The sequence below is a fragment of the Catenulispora pinisilvae genome (assembly GCF_015356865.1).
In the GTDB taxonomy this organism is placed as follows: domain Bacteria; phylum Actinomycetota; class Actinomycetes; order Streptomycetales; family Catenulisporaceae; genus Catenulispora; species Catenulispora pinisilvae.
Window position 1 is genome coordinate 1 of the sequence record NZ_JAAFZA010000219.1, and the last position, 17,566, is coordinate 17,566.

The 17,566-nt window shown below is 70.0% G+C and carries 17 protein-coding genes; 9 read left to right on the forward strand and 8 right to left on the reverse strand.

Translation table 11 applies throughout. The features are described 5' to 3' along the window. Positions 1-878 (reverse strand): helix-turn-helix transcriptional regulator (locus IZR01_RS38685; protein ID WP_194926771.1); only part of this gene is annotated, 878 nt, incomplete at its 3' end. 183 nt (positions 879-1,061) lie between these two features. On the opposite strand from IZR01_RS38685, the gene IZR01_RS38690 reads away from it, so the two are divergent. Next, on the forward strand, positions 1,062-2,558 hold the full coding sequence (locus tag IZR01_RS38690) for an MFS transporter (protein WP_194926762.1): 1,497 nt from the start codon (positions 1,062-1,064) through the stop codon (positions 2,556-2,558). Between the two features lie 236 nt (positions 2,559-2,794). Beyond that, positions 2,795-3,310 (forward strand): hypothetical protein, encoded by a 516-nt coding sequence (locus IZR01_RS38695; RefSeq protein WP_194899718.1) that lies wholly within the window; start codon positions 2,795-2,797, stop codon positions 3,308-3,310. A 33-nt stretch (positions 3,311-3,343) separates the two neighbouring features. Here IZR01_RS38695 and IZR01_RS38700 read toward each other — a convergent pair whose 3' ends face one another. Together IZR01_RS38700 and IZR01_RS38705 are read right to left on the reverse strand one after the other, a co-directional pair. Next, complete coding sequence (locus IZR01_RS38700) at positions 3,344-4,708, reverse strand: DUF2252 domain-containing protein (RefSeq protein WP_228561096.1); 1,365 nt, start codon at positions 4,706-4,708, stop codon at positions 3,344-3,346. 196 nt (positions 4,709-4,904) lie between these two features. Continuing rightward, entirely contained in the window at positions 4,905-6,383 is a 1,479-nt protein-coding gene (locus tag IZR01_RS38705) for an MFS transporter (protein ID WP_194898319.1), read from the reverse strand. Positions 6,384-6,502: 119 nt separating this feature from the next. Between IZR01_RS38705 and IZR01_RS38710 the strand changes: the two genes are divergently transcribed. Continuing rightward, positions 6,503-6,874: an ArsR/SmtB family transcription factor gene (locus IZR01_RS38710; protein WP_194898318.1), complete on the forward strand. Its 372-nt coding sequence runs from the start codon at positions 6,503-6,505 to the stop codon at positions 6,872-6,874. A gap of 110 nt (positions 6,875-6,984) precedes the next feature. Here IZR01_RS38710 and IZR01_RS38715 read toward each other — a convergent pair whose 3' ends face one another. The 3 genes from IZR01_RS38715 to IZR01_RS38725 all read right to left on the reverse strand — a co-directional run bounded on the left by IZR01_RS38715 (position 6,985) and on the right by IZR01_RS38725 (position 10,153). Beyond that, positions 6,985-7,452 (reverse strand): DUF2000 domain-containing protein, encoded by a 468-nt coding sequence (locus IZR01_RS38715; protein WP_194926764.1) that lies wholly within the window; start codon positions 7,450-7,452, stop codon positions 6,985-6,987. 111 nt (positions 7,453-7,563) lie between these two features. After that, positions 7,564-9,039, reverse strand: a complete 1,476-nt coding sequence (locus tag IZR01_RS38720; protein WP_194898316.1) for a sugar porter family MFS transporter — start codon at positions 9,037-9,039, stop codon at positions 7,564-7,566. A 232-nt stretch (positions 9,040-9,271) separates the two neighbouring features. Further along, on the reverse strand, positions 9,272-10,153 hold the full coding sequence (locus IZR01_RS38725; RefSeq protein ID WP_228555768.1) for an IclR family transcriptional regulator: 882 nt from the start codon (positions 10,151-10,153) through the stop codon (positions 9,272-9,274). Positions 10,154-10,466: 313 nt separating this feature from the next. Between IZR01_RS38725 and IZR01_RS38730 the strand changes: the two genes are divergently transcribed. Genes IZR01_RS38730 through IZR01_RS38750 form a run of 5 tightly spaced genes read left to right on the forward strand, consistent with a single transcriptional unit; the run spans position 10,467 to position 15,430 of the window. Further along, a complete protein-coding gene (locus IZR01_RS38730) occupies positions 10,467-11,813 on the forward strand; it encodes an ABC transporter substrate-binding protein (RefSeq protein ID WP_194926765.1) in 1,347 nt (448 codons plus the stop codon). Next, complete coding sequence (locus IZR01_RS38735; protein WP_194926766.1) at positions 11,810-12,775, forward strand: carbohydrate ABC transporter permease; 966 nt, start codon at positions 11,810-11,812, stop codon at positions 12,773-12,775. The genes IZR01_RS38730 and IZR01_RS38735 overlap by 4 nt, the downstream gene beginning before the upstream one ends. Continuing rightward, positions 12,772-13,605 (forward strand): carbohydrate ABC transporter permease, encoded by an 834-nt coding sequence (locus tag IZR01_RS38740; protein ID WP_194898313.1) that lies wholly within the window; start codon positions 12,772-12,774, stop codon positions 13,603-13,605. The genes IZR01_RS38735 and IZR01_RS38740 overlap by 4 nt, the downstream gene beginning before the upstream one ends. Before the next feature lie 8 nt (positions 13,606-13,613). Then, complete coding sequence (locus IZR01_RS38745; RefSeq protein WP_194926767.1) at positions 13,614-14,594, forward strand: 5-dehydro-4-deoxyglucarate dehydratase; 981 nt, start codon at positions 13,614-13,616, stop codon at positions 14,592-14,594. A 14-nt stretch (positions 14,595-14,608) separates the two neighbouring features. Further along, a complete protein-coding gene (locus tag IZR01_RS38750; RefSeq protein ID WP_194926768.1) occupies positions 14,609-15,430 on the forward strand; it encodes an NAD-dependent epimerase/dehydratase family protein in 822 nt (273 codons plus the stop codon). Positions 15,431-15,443: 13 nt separating this feature from the next. On the opposite strand, the gene IZR01_RS38755 is transcribed toward IZR01_RS38750, so the two are convergent. After that, positions 15,444-16,232: a helix-turn-helix domain-containing protein gene (locus IZR01_RS38755; RefSeq protein ID WP_194926769.1), complete on the reverse strand. Its 789-nt coding sequence runs from the start codon at positions 16,230-16,232 to the stop codon at positions 15,444-15,446. A 109-nt stretch (positions 16,233-16,341) separates the two neighbouring features. Between IZR01_RS38755 and IZR01_RS38760 the strand changes: the two genes are divergently transcribed. Continuing rightward, positions 16,342-16,533 carry a hypothetical protein gene (locus IZR01_RS38760; protein ID WP_194898309.1) on the forward strand — a complete coding sequence of 64 codons (192 nt, stop codon included), beginning with the start codon at positions 16,342-16,344 and terminating at the stop codon, positions 16,531-16,533. Here IZR01_RS38760 and IZR01_RS38765 read toward each other — a convergent pair. Further along, positions 16,534-17,566 (reverse strand): DUF4389 domain-containing protein (locus IZR01_RS38765; protein ID WP_194926770.1); only part of this gene is annotated, 1,033 nt, incomplete at its 5' end. It lies immediately after the preceding gene.

Genomic DNA, 17,566 nt, shown 5'->3' on the forward strand with positions numbered 1-17,566 from the left:
GCCACCAACCGCAACCCGTTCCGCCGCTCGTCCTCGGCCAGCAGCCGCTCCATCTTCGCCCGCGTGTCCGATCCGGCCTGCGGATTGTGCAGCACGATCCGCAGGTCCGCGCGGTCCGGGACGGCCAGCGTCACCGACTCGAAGTGCAGCGGACCGAGCCGCGAGGTCATCGACTTCAGGTTCACCCCGCTGTGCGCCACGCCCTGGCGCGCCCACAGTTCGGCGAACTCGGTGCTCTGCCGCAGCAGTGACTCGACCACCTGCTGGAAGCCGTCGTCGCCGGGGCAGACGGTCATCTCCGAGCGGTACGTCGCCACCACGCGCGGGGCGAGTTCCGTCCAGTTCTCCAGCGATTCGCGGTACATCTCGTCCAGGAAGTACTGGTGCAGGCAGTTCCAGCCGGCCTCGGTGGTGTGCAGGGCCAGCTTCGCGGCGCGGTTGGCGACCATCAGGTTCCAGTAGCGGTCGATGATCATGCCGGGGTTGGGGAGCCAGGTGTCGACCAGGTGCACCAGGGCGTCGGCGACCGGGCCGGCGGCGTCGTTCGGGCAGATCCGGCCGACCGGCGGCGGGTTCAGGCCGGCCAGTGCGTACAGGTGGCGCAGTTCCGGCTCGTCCAGCTTGAGCACCCGGCCGATGGCGTCCAGTACCTGCGAGGACACCGTGATGTCCCGTCCCTGCTCCAGCCACTGGTACCAGGAGGTGCCGACGCCGGCCAGCACGGCGACCTCCTCACGGCGCAGGCCCGGGGTGCGGCGCCGGACGCCGGGGGCCAGGCCCATTTCCTCGGGCGTGATCCGGGCGCGGCGCGCCACCAGGAACTCACGCAGGTTCGCACGTCGGACGGTGTCGGGGTCCACCCGGACCGGAGCCGTCATCGTCACAGCTTTCTCCCCTCAAGCATGCTGAGCTCCGTCTTCCCCGCGGCGCTGCCGCCCGGTGGTCCGGGAGCCGTCCCCCACACCGTGGGCAGCGGTCAGCCGCTCCTCAGCCTGGTGTAAGGACCACCAGCATAAACAGGCGCTACCCACACGCGCTCGCCGAGCCGAATCCTGGATGGCATGACAGATGTCCTCGACCGGTCCGAGCCGGAGGCCTTCGCCGGCTCCGGCGGCGCGGCAGCCACCGCGAACATCGACAACCTGAAGCCGACCTCTGGCCTGTCCACCCGGGCCAAGCTTGTTCTTTTCCTGCTCTGCGCGGCGAACTTCATGGTCGCCGTCGACTTCTCCATCCTGAACATCGCGGTCCCGAGCATCGGCAAGGACCTGCACATCACCGACGCCAATCTGCAGTGGATCGCGACCGCTTTCGCGCTGCCCTCCGGCGGCCTGCTGCTGTTGTCCGGACGCATCGGCGACCTGGCCGGGCGCAAGAAGGTGTTCATCACCGGCACCGTGTTGTTCACCGCGGCGAGTCTGATCGCGACCGTGGCCTGGGTCCCGGCGGTGCTGCTGGCCGGGCGGGCGTTGCAGGGGATCGGCGCGGCGATGATCGTGCCGACCGGGATGGCGCTGCTGACCACGTCGTTCCCCGAGGGGCCGCAGCGGGAGCGGGCGCTGGGGATCAACGGCACGCTGATGACCGTCGGCTTCACCGCGGGGATGGTGCTCGGCGGCGTGCTGACGCAGGCGCTGTCGTGGCGGTCCACGATGGTGCTGAACACGGTGATGGGGGCCGTCGTCCTGTTCGGGGCGCCGCGGCTGCTCACCGAGAGCCGCAACCCGCACGCTTCCAAGCTCGACATCCCCGGCGCCGCCACGGTCACCACCGCGCTGCTGGCCCTGATCTACGCGCTGTCCACCGCCGCGCAGGTCGGCTTCGGGCGTCCCGATGTCGTGATCGGCATGGTCGCCGGGGTGGCGCTGCTCGTGGCGTTCGGCGTCATCGAGTCGCGGGCCGCCGAGCCGTTGGTCTCGCTGCGGATCCTGCGGCGGCGCAACGTCGCCATCGGCAACATCGGCGGCCTGGTGACCTTCGCCTGCATGAGCGCGGTCGTGTTCCTGGGCACGCTGTTCCTCCAGCAGGTGAACGGGATGTCGCCGACGCTGACCGGCCTGGTCTTCGCGGTGATGGGGATCGCGGCGGCCTTCGGCGGCATGGTCGCGCCGCGGCTGATCGGGCGCTTCGGCGCGCGGGCGACGCTGGCCGGCGGGCTGCTGTTCCAGGGTGCGCTGATCGTGCCGCTGGCGCTGATCACGCCCGGGAACGGGACCATCCTGCTGGTGACGATCGGGGCCGTGGCCGCGTTCGGGCACCTGGCCGCGATCGTCGCCTACGGGGTCACCGCGACCTCGGGGCTCGAGGACACCGAGCAGGGGCTGGCCACCGGGCTGGTCACCACGTCGCAGCAGGTCGGGCTGACGCTGGGGATCCCGTTGCTCAGCGCCGTTGCCTCGGCGCGGAGCGACAGCCTGAAGTCCGCGGGGCACACCGCCAAGGACGCGCTCAGCAGCGGGATCCAGCTGGGCATGGGGACCGACGGCGTGGTCGTGCTCGTAGTCGCCGTGCTGGTGTGGTTCGGGCTGCGGCCGCGGACGCGGGCGGCGCAGCAGTAGACACAGCGGCGCAGCAGTCGGCACAGCGGCGCAGCAGTCGGCACCGCGGCACAGCGGTAGGCACCGCGGCAGAGCAGCAGGGACAGCACAGTTTTTGGTGCCGCTGTAGGCCAACCAGCGCTGCTGAGCACGCGCCACAGACCGGGAGCGGCCCCGTTTCGGCGGGGTCCCTCCCGATCTACGGCGACGAAGACAATCCCTTTCGCGTCCCCGAGCGGATAGTGCATGCTGGGGAAGTGGGGGATCTTGGCGGGGTGCCGGACGGCGTGGCGGACGCCGACGCGGCGGTGGTCGTCGCCTTCTTCAGCAACGCCAGATTCGCGGTCGTAACCGAGCTCGGGGACGCGCTGGCCACCATCGTCTGGATCGGCGTCGTCGTCGCGGCCGGCCTCACCGAGGCGTTCCGGGACGCGACCGTCATCCTGCCCACGGTCTCCGTCCTGCTCGTCTCCGCGCTCCTCGCCGGTCGCTATCACCGGCTGCGGGTCAGCGGACGGCTGCGCCCGGCGGCCGTGACGGTCGCCTTCGACGCCGAGGGCGTGACCTACGCGGTGTCCGGGAAGATCGCGAAACTGCCGTGGAGCCAGTGGCGGCGCGCCTATCGGCGGTTCGGTATCTGGCATCTGAAGCTGGCGGCCGCGCCTACGAAGGGGCTGGCCTTCCCGGACTCGGCTTTGGAACCCGAGCAGCGGGTTCGGCTGGTGGACGTGCTGGAAGACAAAGACCTTCTGCGCAACGGGCGGCGCTACTAGCCGCTACTAGCCGTTGTCTCAAGCACCCGTGTCTTAAGCATCAACCGCACGTACTCGCCCCGTCTTAATAGCCTCTATCAGGGCTTTGTGATCCTCCCGGGTCTGGTCCGCATAAGCCACCGCCCACCGACCCATCGCCCGGTCGAACGAGTCGCCGCCGCCGAGATACGCCGAGATGGCCACCCGGTCGCCGGACCGAGCGTGCGCCCGCGCCAGCGTCTGTCCGCACAGCTCCGCATACGCGCGCAGTATCGCCTTGTCCATCTCGGGGACGTTCGCCGAACCCTTCATGTCCCGCAGCTGCCGCACATAGAAGTACCGTCCCTCGGGGCCGCTGGCCCAGCCCAGGAAGATGTCGCTGGTGGCCTGCATCAGGCGTTGGCCGCCGACGACCCGGTGGCCTTGGTGCTCGTAGCGGCTCGCCCTCAGGTATGGCGCCAGCACCGACTCCTGGGCTTCCTTCACCTGGAGGAACAGCGGCGCCGAGGTGGTCTCGCCGAGCAGCAGCGACATCGAGCACCGGGTGCCCACGCTGCCGACGCCGACCACCTTCATCGCCGACTCCACGTACCGGAACCGCTCCAGCAGAGCCCTGCGATCCTCCTGCAACGTCGAGCGGTAGTCGGTGAAGACCCGGCGGATGGTCTCCTCCTCGGCGTCGCGGTCGAAGCCCAACTCCGCGAACGGCACCAGCAGCGGCGGCTGGTACCGGATGCGCGGCGTGCCGTCCGGTCCGGGGCCGGTCAGCTTCTGGAGCGCCTGCAGGTTCGTGCGCTGCTCCGCGGCCTTGAGCGACGCCGCCACCTCGCGGCGTCCCCGCTTGCGCTTCGACAGCTGCAACAACATCGTGGCGTCCACGCTCTGATACCAGACGTCCAGCTCGTTCAGGCCGGCCAGCCGGGCCATCATCGTGCGGTAGGCCCGCGCCGCCTCCCGCGCGGCGTCCGCGCCGAAGTCGTCTTTGAAGCCGTTCTGGCGCGCGGCGACCGCGATGCTCGCCGTCAGGCGCTTCACGTCCCACTCGAACGGGCCCGGCAGGGTCTCGTCGAAGTCGTTCAGGTCGAAGACCAGGCGGCGCTCGGGGGAGGCGTAGAGGCCGAAGTTGGACAGGTGGGCGTCGCCGCAGAGCTGGACGATCAGGCCGGTGTTCGGGGACTGCGCCAGGTCCGCGGCCATGACGGCGGGGGCGCCGCGCAGGAAGGCGAACTCGGTGGCGGCCATCCGGCCGTAGCGGATCGGGACCAGGCCCGGCAGCCGGGTGGCGCCCTGCTTCTCCAGGATCGCCATCGGGTCGCCGCGGTCCGGTGCGGGCGCCCAGTCGCCGGTCGACGAGCGCGTGACCTTCTTGCGGGCGGCGCGCCCGGCTGCCGCCCGGGAGGCCAGGCTCGAATTCGTCATACGTTCCAGGGTGCGGTCGGGACGCGCGGCGCGCATGCCGGTGCCCGGCCGGATCGGCTGATGAGGCGATCCGGCCGGGCGGTGCCCCGGACGGGGAGCGGGTGGAGTGGGTGGAGTGGGTGGTGCGGGTGGTGCGGATAGTACGGATGTGGATGGTGCGGAAGTGCTTGAGCCGGTCGAGCGCGTCAGCCGAGGCTCAGCGCTTGGCGGCCATTCCCGCGGCCTGCTTGGGCAACAGGAACGCCATCGCCAAGATGGCCACGACGAACACCACGTCCACCAGGTCCACCCAGCGCATCGCGCTCACATAGCCGCCGAAGCCGCTCGGGTGCGAACCGAGCGCGGAGAAGAACACCGTGCCCAGGATCGTGACGCCGGCGGCGCCGCCGAACTGCTGCGCGGTGACCAGCATCCCGGAGGCCGCGCCGGCGTTCCTGGACTTGATGCCGGCCAGCACCGAGCCCACCAGGGACGGCAGGACCAGGCCGTTGCCGGCCCCGACCAGGACCATCGAGGGCAGCAGCTGCCAGGACGCCAGGTCCGCCCCGCGCCAGGCCAGCACGATGCCCAGCAGCACCAGGCCGGTGGTGCTCAGCGAGGCGCCGATGGCTATCACCCGGGCGCCGTAGCGGCCCGAGACCTGCCGGGCCAGCAGCGAGGTCGTGGCGAAGGCCACGCCCAGCGGGCCGAACAGCAGGCCGGCGCGGACCGGGCTCATGTGCATCCCGCCCTGCAGGAACAGGGTCATCGCCAGCATGAAGCCGCCGAACATGGCCAGCATCAGGCCGGACAGCGCCAGGCCCAGGCTGAACGTCCGCTCCTTGAACAGCGTCAGGTCCACCATCGGCGCGCCGCCGGCCCGAGCCAGCTTGGACTCCCAGCGCATCGCCACGATCATCACCGGGACCGAGGCGATCAGCGAGATCCAGGTCCACAGCGGCCAGCCCTCGGCCCGGCCCAGGATCAGCGGGGCCAGCGCCAGGCCGATGCTCAGGGCGATGCCGACGGCGCCGACCGGGTCGAACTTCGGCCGGTGCGCGCCCCGGGTGTCCGGCAGCCAGCGCAGCGCCAGCACCACGGCGATCAGCCCGATCGGGACGTTCACCAGGAAGATCGGCCGCCAGGTCCAGTGGAACAGGTTGGCCTCCAGCAGCACGCCGCCGAGCACCTGCCCGGCCACCGAACCGGTGCCGATGGTGGCGCCGAACCAGGCCATCGCCCGGGGCCGCTCGGCCGCCGGGTAGATCACGTTGATCAGTGCCAGCAGCTGCGGCACCATCGCCGCCGCGGTGGCGCCCTGCACCAGGCGCGCGGCGATCAGGACGGTCGAGGAGTCGGCGATCCCGCAGGCCAGGCTGGCCAGCGTGAAGGCGGCCATGCCGGCGACGAACATCCGCTTGTAGCCCAGCAGGTCGCCCAGCCGGCCGCCGGTGATCAGACCGGCCGCGTAGGCGAAGCCGTAGCCGCCGACGATCAGTTCCAGGCCGGAGTCGGTGGTGTGCAGGTCGTGCTGGAACGACGGGGCGGCGACGTTCACGACGAAATAGTCGAACATCGCCATGAACATCGCACTCAGGATGACCGGCAGCATCCGCCAGCGTCGGGGGTCCGCGGAAGACTCCGGCGCGGTCGGTGTTGTACGAGGGGGGAGGAGTTCTTCCGTGGTGGCAGACACCGGGGGCACCATCACATTTCGGTTGAGCTTAATCAGTTCGACACTCATCGAACCGTTCGACTAGCATCGAACTGTACGACGACTATCGAACTCAAGGCAAGCGGGTTTAGGCTGTGGCAATGGACACCCAGGTCGAACAGTACGAACTGAGCCATCCCGGCGAGGACGCCGTGGAGCTGACGGCGGTGCTGTCGGCCCTGGCCGAGCCGGTTCGGCTGACCATCGTCCGCACCGTCGGCGACTTCGGCGGCGACGGCGGCATCGCCTGCCTGGAGGTCTGGGACAAGAGCGGCCTGACGGCGACCAAGTCGACGATGTCGCACCACTACAAGGTGCTGCGCGAGGCCGGCCTGGTGGTCATGTGGTGGGTCGGCGCGAAGAAGCACGTGCGGCTGCGCCGGGAGCTGATGGACGTGCGGTGGCCGGGCCTGCTGGACGCGGTGCTGGCGGACAGGGACGCGCCGCGGTTGGAGCCGCACGAGAAGCGGTAGCGCGAGCACGACCGGGCACGCCCAAGCACAGCCAAGCCCGACCAAGCACGACCAAGCCCGACCGCTGAAAGCGGCCGGGCTGTAATCAGGCTGCGATGGGGGCCTTCAGGTCAGTGGTGCATCGCGGCACCCTTGAACGCCTTGTCGACCGCGTTCTTCGCGCCGTAGACCGCGATGCCGACCAAGTCCAGGTCGTCCCCGCCCACCGCGCGCACCGCCGCCCGGTTCGCGGCGTCGTGCCCGGTGCTGAACATGTCCATGGTGAACACCGCCACATCGAGCTCCCGCGCCAGCGCCTTGCTCCGCGCCGCGGTCAGTAGCTCCTTGCCGCCCTGGAACACCAGCACCGGCTGGCGGAACTCCGAGAGATAGCGCGTGCCGTCCGCGTCCTCGTACGCCTCGCCCATGACCTCCGGGTGCGCCGTCCCGATCCCGCTGACCAGGAACGCGGTGACGTTCAGCCGCTGCCACCCCGCGAGGTCGTCCCGCAGCAGTACCGCGATCTTCGTGTCGAACCTGACGGGGGTCTGGTTTTCGCCGGCGTCCACGGTGCTGTCATCCACGGTGCTGTCGTCCATGCCCCGAGCATCCCGGCCCGCGGCGGCGGCGGTCTTGAACGCTCGTGCGCGGCCGCGGATCCGGGCCCGCCACAACCCGGACCCGCGGCGCTGGGTGGCGTCGGGCCGACATCAGGCCTCTGACACCAGCCCGGCCTCCTCGCCCGGCTCCTCGGTCGCACCCGTGGCCGGATCGGTGCCGGTTGCGGACAGCTTCCCGCCCCGCAGATCCCGCTCGATCTGCTCCAGGCTCCGCCCCTTGGTCTCCGGGATGTAGAACCGGGCCAGGAGCAGCAGCACGATGTTGATCCCGGCGAACACCCACATCGCCCCGCCGATGCCGAGGTTCTTCTTGGCCGACATCGTCGGGAAGACCGCGGTGACCAGGCCGGTGGCCGCCCACAAAACCGTGGTCGCCAGACCCGTGCCGGCGGCCCGGGACCGCAGCGGGAAGATCTCGCCGATCATCACCCACACCGTGGCGCCCCAGCCGAGTTCGTAACCGGCCAGATAGATGATCAGGAAGACCAGCGTCAGCGTCCCGAGCATGCCCTTGTGGCTGGGGTTGACCTCCTTGATGACCAGCCCCGCGAAGAACAGCGCGACCGTCATGACGGCCGCCCCGGTCATCAGCAGCGGCCTGCGGCCCCAGCGGTCGACCATGAACAGCTCCCACACCGTGAAAAGGAACTTCACCACGCCGAGCAGGACCGCCGACAGCAGCGCGGTACGGGTGGCGAAGCCCAGCGACTTCAGCATGGTCGGGAAGTAGGCGTTGATGGCGTTAACGCCGGAGAACTGCTGCCCGATGGCCAGGACCATCGCGACCAGGACCATCGGCCGCACCCACGGCTGCCACAGGTCACGCCAGCGGTCGCGGCCCTCGGTGTCGCGCCGGATGATGTCGCGGATGTCCTGGACCTCGGCGTCCAGTTCGGCCTCGTCGGCGTTGGGCAGGGTCGCGGCCAGCACCGCCCGCGCCTCGGCTTCCCGGTCCCGGCTCAGCAGCCAGCGCGGGGTCTCCGGCAGCACCAGCAGCCCGACGATCAGGATGGCCGCGGGGATCAGGGCCCCGAGGAACATCCCCTTCCAGTTGTTGTGGCTGGACAGCGCATAGTCCACGAGGAACGCGATCAGGATGCCGGTGACGATGAACAGCTGGTTCAGGGAGCCCAGTGCGCCGCGCACGCGGGCCGGGGCCAACTCGGCCAGGTAGGTCGGGACCGTCGCCGAGGACAGCCCGATGCCGATGCCGATCACACCGCGGGTCAGCATCATCTCCTGCCAGCCGCCGGCCGTGACACAGGCGAGCGTGCCGATGATGACCACGACCGCGGCCGCCATGATGGTCAGCCGCCGGCCGATCCGGTTGCACAGCCGGCCGGCCAACAGCGCGCCGACCATCGCCCCGACCGACAGGCTGGCGGTGATGGCGCCTTTCTGGAACGCGGTCAACGACCACTGTTTCGCGAGCAGGACCAGGACCCCGGCGATGACGCCCAAGTCGTAGCCGAACAGGATGCCGCCGAACGCACCGAATATGTACAGGGTCGCGCGGTTCACCGGCCGGCGCGCGGCCGGTGCTGCGGAGGACGCGGTATTCGCCATGGCCGGAACCGTGGCACTGGTTAAGGAGACTGACAAGACATCAGCCGGTAACAATTCAGCAAAGTAGATGGCATTCACATACGCGAACAGTTGCCGCGCCGCCGATGAATCCCGAATGAGACTCCCAGATCGGCGCCACCAGATCGGCACTGCTGGACGGGACTCCCAGGTCGGCACCACCAGATCGGGACTGCCCGATCGGGACTGCCCGATCGGGACCGCCTGATCGTGACTACCGAATCCCGGCCCGCCGCAGCTGCTGGCTCAGGTCCTCGGCCACATCGCGCAGCAGCGAGCCGACCCGCAGCAGTTCGGCGTCCGTCACCCGCTCGCCCGGCATGGAGCAGCTCATCGCGTCGGTCCCCGGGATCCGGTACGGCACCACGGCCGCCACGCACGCCAGGTTCGGCGAGCTCTGCCCGCGCTCGGTGGAGTAGCCGCGTTCGCGGATGAACGCCAGCTCCGAGCGCAGCGCCTCGCGGTCGGTGATGGTCAGCTCGGTCAGCGCGGTCAGCTGCTTGGGCAGCACCGCGGTCAGCTCGTCGTCGGCCAGCTCGCTCAGCAGCGCCTTGCCCAGCGCGGTGGCGTGCGCCGGCAGCGTGCGGCCGACCCGGGACACCAGGTGCGCGGACGTGCGCGACTCCCGGGTCTGGAGGTACACGATGTCCGGGCCGTTGAGCCGGGCGAAGTGGCAGGTGTAGCCGATCTGGTCCCGCAGCCGCTCCAGGGCCTCGGTGGCGTACGGCATCACCGGATCGCGGTCCAGGTAGGCGGTCCCGCAGATCAGGGCTTTGACCCCGAGCCGGAACCGGGTGCCGGCGTCGTCGGACTCGATCCAGCCGACGTCGCGCAGCGTGCGCAGCAGGCCGTGCAGCGAGGAGCGCGGGAACCCGGTGTGGTGGTGCAGATCGGTGAGCGAGAGCCACTCGTGGTTGGCGCCGAAGGCCTCCAGGAGCTCCACGGCCCGCCGCGCCGACTTCACACCGGCCGCGGAGTCGGCGCCGACCGCCGGGCCGGTGCCGATCGAGGACGAGCCGGACACGTCGGCGTCCACGTCGTTCGTCGGGGCAGCGGATCCGACCGCCGATCCGCTGGATATGCCGGTGTCGGCCATGGGACTCCTTCGTTGACAGGTCTCGCGTCTCACATTACCGTCTGCGGCGGTTTTCAGATATCTGACCAATATTCACATACCTGAAGCAACCGACGGCGCCACGCCTGCACCGTCGCCGGCCCTCCCAGCAGCTGACTGCCGACTTCGAAGCGGCTCCTTCGGGGGCTCCTTCGTCTTGCCCGTCTTACTCGCCGTGCTCCTCTTGACCACTCGCACGTTCGCTACTACCTTTCCAGCATCTGAGCCCGTTCACCTCCATGTACTTCGTTCACATCCATGAATCCCCGTTGAAGCCGAGGGCCCCATGCGAAGCGTGAAACCCCGAACAGCGCGATCCATATGCGCCGCGGCCGTCGCCGCCGGCGTGGCGATAACCGGCGCCGCGTGCGGCGGCTCCAGCAGCTCCTCCGGCTCGAACACGTCCAAGAACGCGGCCGCGGCCGGCACCCTCAACGTCTGGATCCGGGGCGCCGGCGACTCGGCGAAGGCCTACCAGAAGATCTTCGACGCGTTCACCGCCCAGACCGGCATCAAGGTCTCCATCGGCAAGACCACGCTCACCGACTTCGAGACCGCGCTCAGCGCCGCGGCCTCCGCCCATCAGCTTCCTGACATGGTGCTCGACGACGCCGCGCAGATGGGCAGCTTCGCCTCGCAGGGCATCATCCTGCCGGTTGACAAGAGCACCTTCACCGGTGCCGACCAGCTCACCGACCAGGCCTGGGCCTCGGCCACGGATCTGAAGGGCCAGGTCTACGCGGTGCCGTTCTCGGCCCAGGCGAACGTGCTGCTGATCCGCAAGGACTGGCTGGACAAACTCCGGTTGCAGCCGCCGAAGACCTGGGCCGACATGGCCAAGGTGGCGCAGGCCTTCACCACCCAGGACCCGGACGGCAACGGTAAGAACGACACCTACGGTCTGGCCGTCCCCGGTTCCACCTCGCGCGGCTACACCTCGTGGTTCTGGTCCTCGTTCCTGTACTCGGCCGGCGGTGACTACCTCAAGGCGAGCGGCGGCAAGTTCACCGCGACCCTGAACACCCCGCAGGCCGTGTCCTCGGTGCAGTTCCTGGAGGACCAGGTCTGCAAGAACAAGGACGTCCAGCCCTCGGCGCTCGGCGACGACACCACCGCGACCAACAAGGCCTTCGAGACCGGCGTGGCCGGCATGTACCTCACCGGTCCCTACGCCTACGCGACCATGGACGCGACCGCGGTCAAGGGCAAGTACATCGTGGTCGCCCCGCCGACCGGCCCCGACGGCACCGCCGGGACCCTGGCCGAGGGCACCGACATCTACACGATGGCCGACAGCAAGCAGGACGAGGTGACCAAGCTCGAAGAGTTCATGGTCACCCCGGACGCGCAGAAGATCGGCATGACCGCGGTGCCGAGCGCCACGGTAGTCCGGCTGCCGGTGAACAAGACCGTCGACGCCTCCGCGGTGCACGGCGACGACCCGCGCTGGCAGCTCGCGCAGCAGGTCTACGCCTCCTCCGGGCACTACGAGTACGACAACGCGCCGAACTGGACGCAGCTGCGCCAGAAGATGTCGGACGACCTGAACAAGCTGCTGTCCTCCTGCGGGGACGTGCAGCCCGCGCTGAACTCCATGAACTCCGACGTCACCTCGATCCTGAAGCAGCAGGGGGTCGGATGACGGCACGCCTCTACCGTTCAGCACAGGCCCGGACCCCGGCGACGGCGGACGGCCTGCTGTCCGGCCGCCGCCGTCCCGGCGGCGGCCCGCCCGCGAAACCGTTCTGGCGGCGGCTGGGGCCCTGGCTCTACCTGGCGCCGCTGCTGGCGTTCATCGGCGTGTTCAAGGTGTGGCCGACGATCTGGGGCGTCTACCTCAGCTTCTTCCACGTCCGGCCCTACCTCGGTAACCAGTACGTCGGCAGCGCGAACTACTCCAAGCTGTTCTCCGACCCGGATCTGCGCACGGCCGTCGTGCACACGCTCATCGACGCGGTGTGCGCCGTCTCCGGCTCGATCTTCGTCGGGTTCTGGCTGGCGGTCCTGCTCCAGGGCCCGGCCCGGCACATCCGGATCCTGCGGACCGCGGTGTTCCTGCCGACCGTGATCGCCATGGTGGCCGCCGCCGAGCTGTGGACCACGCTGCTCTACCCCTCGCAGTACGGCTCGGTGAACACCTTGCTGGGCAAGGTGGGCCTGGGGCCGGAGCCGTTCTTCTCCAGCCCGCACTCGGCGCTGGCCTCGGTGATCCTGATGCAGATCTGGAAGAACGCCCCGTACGACATGGTGATCTTCGTCGCCGGGCTGGCCTCGGTCGACCGGGAGATGTACGAGGCCTGCCACATCGACGGCGCGAACTGGTGGCAACGGCTGCGGTTCGTCACGCTGCCGTCGCTGCGCCCGATCACCACGATCGTGCTGGTGCTCGGGGTCATCAGGGGACTGCGGGTGTTCACCGACATCTGGGTCTCGACCAACGGCGGCCCGGCCGGGTCCTCGGAGTCGGTCGTGACCTATCTCTACCGGCAGTTCAGCGAGAACAACGACACCGGCTACGCCGCGGCGATCGGGACCGTGCTGCTGGTGGTCACGATGGGGCTGACGTGCCTGATGTTGCTGTGGCGGAGGCGTGGGGACACATGAGGATCCGTACCAGGGCCGGGGTCTGGCTGCTCTACGCGCTGGTCGCGTTCGTCTTCGTCTACCCGTTGTGGACGGTCGTCGCGACCGCGTTCTCCAAACAGCAGGCCAAGCTCGGCGCGCTGATGAACGTCCCGCACGGCATCACCGGCGCCAACGTCTCCCAGGCCTGGCACCTGGGTGTCGCGCGCGGGTTGCTGAACTCCTTGATCGTGGTGGCCGTAGGGTTGACCCTGCAGCTGACGGTGTCCTCGCTGGCGGCCTACGCGCTGGCCCGCAAGCGCTTCAAGGGCGCCGGCCTGGTCATGCTGGCCATCCTGGCCACCATGATGATGCCCGAGGAGGTGATCGCGGTGCCGCTGTTCCAGGTGCTCGGCAAGATCCACCAGCCGTTCACCGGAGGCACGCTGGTCAACTCCTACGGCGGCCTGATCCTCCCGCTGGTCGGCTGGGCGCTGCCGGTATACGTGCTGACCGGCTTCATGAAGCGGGTCCCGCTGGAATTGGAGGAGGCCGCGCGGATCGACGGCGCCGGCGACTTCCGCATCTTCTGGCGCATCGTGCTGCCGGTGTGCCGGCCGGCCCTGGGGACCTGCGCGGTGTTCGGGTTCCTGATGATCTGGGACCAATATCTGCTGCCGCTGCTGGTGTCGCAGAGTCCGAAGATGGACACCCTGACCGTCGTCGTCACCAGCCTGCAGGCCTCGCAGGAACAGGGCGAGGGGGTGCGGCTGGCGGCCGTGCTGATCCTCGCGGTGCCCGGCGTGCTGGTCTATCTGGCCTTGCAGAGACTGTTCGAACGCGGCCTGCTCAGCGGATCGCTCAAGGGATAAGGGTACTGATGCAATCACTCGTGGACCGGCTGGACGGCTTGCTGTACTTCCCGGTCACCCCGTTCGCCCGCACCGCGGCGAGCCGCCCCGGCCGCGTCGACCTGGACGTCTACCGGGAGCACCTGCGCTCCCGGCTGGCGTTCCTGGACGCCGCCGACCGCCCCGGGCCCGCGGCGGTGTTCGCGTGCTGCGGCACCGGCGAGTTCCACTCGCTGGACGTCCAGGAGTACGCCGAGTGCGTGCGCGCCGCCGCCGAGGTGGCGGCCGGGCGGGTGCCGGTGGTGGCCGGGATCGGGTACGGGGCGGGCCTGGCCGCGACCTTCGCCGGCGCGGCCAAGGAGGCCGGCGCCGACGGTCTGCTGGTGATGCCGCCCTACCTGGTGGCCGGGAGCGCGGCCGGGCTGCGCGAGCACTACACCACGGTGGCCGAGAACACCGACCTTGAGCTGATCATCTACCAGCGGGACAACGTCACGTTCAGCCCGGACGTGGTCGCCGACCTGGCCGAGATCCCGAACATCGTCGGGTTCAAGGACGGCAAGGGCGACCTGGACCTGATGCAGCGCATCGTCTCGGCCGTCCGCGACCGGCACGGCGAGGGCAAGCTGCACTACTTCAACGGGCTGCCGACCGCCGAGATGTCGCAGCTCGCCTACGCCGGCGTCGGCGTGCCGAACTACTCCTCGGCGGTGTTCTGCTTCGTCCCCGACATCGCGCTGGCCTTCTACCACGCCTACCGCCAGGGCCAGACCGGCGTGGTCAACGACCTCCTGGACCGCTTCTTCCGGCCGCTGGTCGAGCTGCGCGCGAAGGCCCCCGGCTACGCCGTCGCGCTGGTGAAGGCCGGCGTGCGTCTGGACGGCCTGGACGCCGGCCCGGTGCGGCCGCCGCTGACCGACGCCGCACCGGAGCACGTCGAGCGGCTGGCCGAGTTGATCCGGGAGGGGCGCCGGGTACTGACCGAGCACGGAATCGGCACGGCGGCGTGAGGGCGGGATCGCAGATGTCTGAGACGAAGCGCGGCAGGATACTGATGACCGGCGCGGCCGGCGGAGTGGGCACCTTCCTGCGCCCGGGCCTGGCCGGCCTGGGCTGGCAGGTGCGCGGCTTCGACCTGGTGGTCCCGGACGACCCCGGCCGGGCCGAGTGGCTGGTCGGCGACGTCGGCGACGCCGCGGCCCTGGACGCCGCCATGCGCGACGTGGACGTGGTCATCCACCTGGCCGGCATCCCGGTCGAGGACCGCTTCGAGCGCATCCTGAAGAGCAACATCGATGGCACCTACCAGGTCTTCGACGCGGCGCTGCGGGCCGGCGTGCCCCGGATCCTGACCGCCAGCAGCAACCACGCCGTGGGGTACTACGAGCGCGCGGACTTCCGGGACGCGCCGATCGGCGTGGACGTGCGGCCCCGGCCGGACACGTACTACGGCGTCTCGAAGGTCTTCGTGGAGGCCATCGGGTCGTTCTACGCCGACCGGCACGGGTTGCAGGTGGCGTGCGTCCGCATCGGTTCGTGCTTCGCCGAGCCGCTGAACCGCCGGATGCTCGACACGTGGCTGAGCCCGGCCGACGCCGTCCGGCTGTTCGACGCGCTGGCGACCGCCCCGGAGCTCGGGTACGAGATCGTCTACGGCATCTCGGCGAACAAGACGGCCTGGTGGGACCTGGAACCCGCGCGCCGCCTCGGATACGAGCCGCAGGACGACTCGGACGTGTTCGCCGAGAAGGTCGCGGCCGCGGAGGACCGGGCTCCGGATCCGGAGGATCCCGAGTACCGCTATCTCGGTGGGCGGTTCACGACGCAGGTGCCGCCGCAGGACTAGCAGGACCAGCAGGCTAGGCGAGTTCGGGCCCCATCGGCCGGTGGGGCCCGAACGCCACCAGCAGGGCGCACCGGGCCTCGGCCGGGACCAGCGGCCCGATCTGGGCTTCGGACCGGGCGTCGACCAGGACCACCAGCATCCGGTGCCCGGCCAGGGCGCTGCGGAAGGCCGCCGCGAGCTCGTCGAGGGTCGCTTCGACGGGGCGGTCGGCACCCAGCGATCGCAGGAACCTGCGAAGCACCGCGGCCGGGGCGACCGCCGGTGTTCCGGCCAGGCTGGCAAACAGCTGGCCATCGGAGAACTTTGCCGAAGCGTGGTGCGCCGCGCGGATGGCCACCTCTGCCGCGGCGACCCGCACGATCGCGGCCCGATACGGCTCGGTAGGGCCGGCTACCAGCTCGGCCACGACCTCTCGCACGTCCAACTCGTGGTCGGCGAGATCGGGTGGCAGCTCGCGGGGGACGCGTAGCAGAGGGTTCAGTGCTCGCGCGCCGGATAGGGACGTCTCGCTGTCCGCGGCGTCGGCTTCGCTCCCCGCTTCGCCGTCTGCCTCGCTCTCCGCCTCCCCGACCGCCCGCCGCACCGTCTCCGTCAATCGCGCCCGCGGCACCTGCAACGCGTCCGCCAACATCTGGACCGTCGTCCGGCGCGGCTTCTGTGTCCGGCCGCGTTCCAGGCTGCGGATCGCGCGGGTGCTCAGCCCGCTGGCGTGCGACAGCTCCTCCTGCGTCCAGCCCCGGCGCTGGCGCCAGGCGCGGATCGCCTCGGCGAAGCCGCCGGCGTGGCCGTCCCTCTCTTCCACAAGCGGCAGTGTGCCCGGCTGACGTGCGGTTAATCGTCCGGGTAACTTCCGGCGTCTGTTCCTGGTCCGCGGCGGTGGCGCGCGCGAGCCTGGAGGCGAGGAGGTGGCCGTGGTGGCGATCTGCGTGGCGGTCGCGGTGTGTGTGGTCCTCGCCCTGCTCGGGCGGGCGGTTTCGACGACGGCGCAGCGGATGCGCGGTTGGTATCAGGGGAGTGTGGCGGGCAGCGCGATAGAGCTCGCCGTGCTCGCCGCTTTGGTGGGCGGCGCGCTCGGCGAGCTCTATCGGCGGCTGCGTCCGTGACTACCGGTGCTGCGACACCCTGTACGGGGCCCGGTCGCTGTTCCAGTTGTTGTTGTTATCCGAGAAGGTGTTATTGAGGATGACGGCGACGACACCGATCACGATCATCACGATCAGCAGCGTCCGGGCGCCGCTCGACAGGAACAGCGGCCGAGTCGGCGAGCGGCGCTCGCCGGTGTCCGAGGGGCCGGGCGGGTCGCCGAACAGGCCCTTGGGCTGCGTCGGCGTCAGCATCCCGGAGAACGCCGCGAACCGGGTCTCGAAGCGCAGCATCGCGCTGGTCGCGCCGAACGCCTGCTCGGGCTGGCGGCCGGTGAACAGCATGATGATCCAGACGAAGAACGCGATGACGGCCGCGCCTTCCTGGAGCACCGAGGTCACGATCCAGCCGGGGATCATCAAGATGATGCGGAAGAACACCGCGGCCGGGTTCAGCCGGGTCGGCGGTGGCACGTCCACCTGGATCGGGTAGTTCGGCGCCTCGAAGAAGGCGAACGGCGGGTACTCGTCGACCATCAGGTACAGGTAGCCGTAGACCCGGGTCTGGTACTTCAAGATGCCGATCAGGAACTCGCGCATCCCGGTCGGCAGCTGGCCGGTGAACAGCGCCGCGAACCAGCCGATGATCAGGACGACCAGGCCGGCCAGGCCCAGGAAGAACATGACGATCAGCTGCGGGATGGCCAGGATGAACCGGATCAGCACCGTCCAGCGCTTCTGCGGACGCAGGCCGTGGACGTCGATCTGGACCTCCGGCTCGCGTCGCATCTCCCCGTAGGGGTCGGCGCCGCCGGGGTACTGCGGGTAGCCCTGCTGCTGGCCGTAGGGCTGGCCGTACGGCGGCGGCTGTCCGTAAGGGGGCTGCTGGGGCTGCTGTCCGTAAGGCGGCGGTCCAGCCTGTCCCGGCTGCCCGGACTGTCCATAAGGAGGCGGCTGCTGCCCGGGCTGCTGCTGCCCGCCGTACGGCGGCTGCTGCCCGTATGGCGGCGGTTGCTGCCCATAGGGCGGCTGGTTGGGGTCCTCCGGCGGGGGC

Excerpts from the sequence above, each read along its gene's own strand:
- IZR01_RS38720 (WP_194898316.1), bottom strand. The coding sequence starts at position 9,039 with ATGGCGAATACCGCGTCCTCCGCAGCACCGGCCGCGCGCCGGCCGGTG.
- IZR01_RS38710 (WP_194898318.1), top strand. The coding sequence starts at position 6,503 with ATGGACACCCAGGTCGAACAGTACGAACTGAGCCATCCCGGCGAGGAC.
- IZR01_RS38690 (WP_194926762.1), top strand. The coding sequence starts at position 1,062 with ATGACAGATGTCCTCGACCGGTCCGAGCCGGAGGCCTTCGCCGGCTCC.
- IZR01_RS38740 (WP_194898313.1), top strand. The coding sequence starts at position 12,772 with ATGAGGATCCGTACCAGGGCCGGGGTCTGGCTGCTCTACGCGCTGGTC.
- IZR01_RS38700 (WP_228561096.1), bottom strand. The coding sequence starts at position 4,708 with ATGACGAATTCGAGCCTGGCCTCCCGGGCGGCAGCCGGGCGCGCCGCC.
- IZR01_RS38735 (WP_194926766.1), top strand. The coding sequence starts at position 11,810 with ATGACGGCACGCCTCTACCGTTCAGCACAGGCCCGGACCCCGGCGACG.
- IZR01_RS38750 (WP_194926768.1), top strand. The coding sequence starts at position 14,609 with ATGTCTGAGACGAAGCGCGGCAGGATACTGATGACCGGCGCGGCCGGC.
- IZR01_RS38745 (WP_194926767.1), top strand. The coding sequence starts at position 13,614 with ATGCAATCACTCGTGGACCGGCTGGACGGCTTGCTGTACTTCCCGGTC.
- IZR01_RS38725 (WP_228555768.1), bottom strand. The coding sequence starts at position 10,153 with ATGGCCGACACCGGCATATCCAGCGGATCGGCGGTCGGATCCGCTGCC.
- IZR01_RS38715 (WP_194926764.1), bottom strand. The coding sequence starts at position 7,452 with ATGGACGACAGCACCGTGGATGACAGCACCGTGGACGCCGGCGAAAAC.